The organism is Actinomycetota bacterium, from assembly GCA_030774015.1.
GTDB lineage: Bacteria > Actinomycetota > UBA4738 > UBA4738 > JACQTL01 > JALYLZ01.
The window spans coordinates 1-2284 of the sequence record JALYLZ010000182.1; the positions used below are offsets into that span (position 1 = coordinate 1).

Genomic DNA, 2284 nt, shown 5'->3' on the forward strand with positions numbered 1-2284 from the left:
TGACCACGCTCATCTGAAACCCCCCACATCCGCTCACTGAAATCCACCACCTCCTGAGCCCGAGTTCCCCCAACGGAAGAGGGCTCCGCCCGATGCTGACGGTGATCAGGCCGTCGGATCGGAAGGAGCCCCAAGGGATGTTGGCACGGGAGGAAGACGTGGAAGCACAGGCACTTCGGGCCCAGGGCTGGTCGATCTCAGCGATCGCCCGCCACCTCGGCCGCGACCGGGGAACCGTCCGGTCCCACCTGAAGGGCGAGCGCACCCCCGGCGTCCGCCGCAAGAGCGAGGACGACCCGTTCGACCGGTTCGAGCCGTACGTGACCCAACGGTTGAACGACGACCCGCACCTACAGCTCTCCACGCTGCTCCGAGAAGTGCAGGTGCTCGGGTTCGCCGGGAGCTACCAGACCTTCACCCGACAGGTTCGTTCCCGCTCGCTCCGCCCCCACTGCGAGGCGTGCGCCGGCGCGAAGGGCAGGGCCACGACCGAGATCGAACACCCACCCGGAGCCGAGACCCAGCTCGACTGGCTGGAGCTCCCCGAGGCGCCGTGGGGCGGGACGGCGCTCGTCCTGGTCGGGGCGCTGGCGCACTCGGCGAAGTTCCGGGGGTCGTTTTCCGAGGCCAAGGACACGCCTCACCTGATCGCCGCGACGGACGGGGTCCTGCGGCGCCTGGGCGGGCTGACGAAGCGCCTGCGCATCGACGCCATCGAAGGAGGGGTGATCCCGGGGACCCGCCGGCTCGTCCCCGCGTTCGCCGACGCGTGCCGTCACTACGGCGTCGGGGTCGACCTCTGCCCACCGCGCCGCGGCAACCGCAAGGGCGTGGTGGAGAAGGCCAACGACTACCTGGCCCAGGCCTGGTGGCGCACCGCCGAGGTGACGACCGTCGAGCAGGCCCAGACGAGCCTGGATGCCTTCTGCGGGCGGGTCGCCGATCGACGTCCCCGCGGTCACGCCACGGTGGCCGAGCTCGCCGTTGCCGAGCGCCTGCGTCCGGTTCCCCGCGAGCCCTACCATGCCGTGATCGAGGTGCCCCGGAAGGTGAGCTGGGCGGCCCTGGTGTCGTTCGAGGGGAACCGCTACTCGGTGTCGCCGGCGTTCGTCGATGCGACCGTGATCGTGTCGGTGCGCCTGGGGGAGCCGATGCTCGAGATCCGCTCGACGACAGGTGAGCTGATCGCCTCCCACCGGCGGCGGCCCGCTGGCGCCGGTGCCCTGTCGCGGCTGGAGGAACACCGCGTCGACCTCGAGCGCACGGTACTGGCCGCGTTCACCACGGACCGGCCGTGCCGCCGCAAGGTCAACCGCCCGCCATCGGAGGCCGCCAAGGCGCTCGCCGCGGAGCTCACCGGGGTGCCGCTGCAGCAGACCCTGCCCGTCGTGGTCGACCTCTCCCGCTACGAGGAGCTGATGCGCCGTGTCCCATGACCGCGTCTACCAGCGCCTGCGCTCCCACCTGGCCTACCTGAAGCTCACCGCGGCGGCCGAGGCCCTGGCCGGCAAGCTCGACCAGGCGCAGAACGCCAAGCCCTCCTACACGGCCTTCGCCGAGGATCTGCTCGGGGTGGAGGTGGAGGCCACCGAGCGGCGCAGGACGGCCGGGAGGCTCCGGTTCGCCCACTTCCCGGTGATCAAGCGCCTGGAGGACTTCGACTTCGATGCCCAGCCGGACCTCGACCGCGGTCTGGTCGAGGACCTCGCCACCTTGAGGTTCGTCGAGGAGAAGGCGAATGTGCTGATGGTCGGCCCGCCCGGGGTCGGCAAGACGATGCTCGCGCTCGCCCTCGGGCTGAGGGCCGTGGAGGCCGGCCACCGCGTGTACTACACCACCGCCGCCGACCTGGTCGCCCGGTGCCACCGCGCCGCGATCGAGGGGCGGTGGGCCACGACGATGCGGTTCTTCGCCGGCCCGCAGCTGCTCATCTGCGACGAGTTGGGCTACCTGCCCCTTCCGGCCGAGGGGGCCTCGGCCATCTTCCAGGTGGTGTCCCGCCGCGTCGAGCACGGCTCGATCATCGTGACGACCAACCGCAGCATTGCCTCGTGGGGGGAGATCTTCTCCGACTCGATGATGGCCGCGGCGATCCTGGACCGGTTCCTCTACCGAGCGACCCTGCTTTCGATCACCGGGGACTCCTACCGGATGCGGGCCCACCGGGAACGCCTCAAGCAACTCCGGGAGGGGGTGGGAGCCACGCTCGAGAGGTAGGCTACGCCGGCTCAGGGGTGGTGGATTTCGATGAGCATCTCTGGGGATTTTCGGTGAGCGCCGTCAC

2 protein-coding genes are annotated in these 2284 nt (G+C 70.5%); both read left to right on the top strand.

Annotation, left to right across the window (positions count from 1 at the left end):
• Positions 1-158 precede the first annotated feature (158 nt).
• On the top strand, positions 159-1436 hold the full coding sequence (locus M3Q23_17910; GenBank protein ID MDP9343925.1) for a helix-turn-helix domain-containing protein: 1278 nt from the start codon (positions 159-161) through the stop codon (positions 1434-1436).
• Positions 1426-2217 (top strand): IS21-like element helper ATPase IstB, encoded by a 792-nt coding sequence (gene istB, locus M3Q23_17915; GenBank protein MDP9343926.1) that lies wholly within the window; start codon positions 1426-1428, stop codon positions 2215-2217. Before M3Q23_17910 ends, istB begins: the two co-directional genes overlap by 11 nt.
• The last annotated feature ends 67 nt before the right edge of the window (positions 2218-2284 follow it).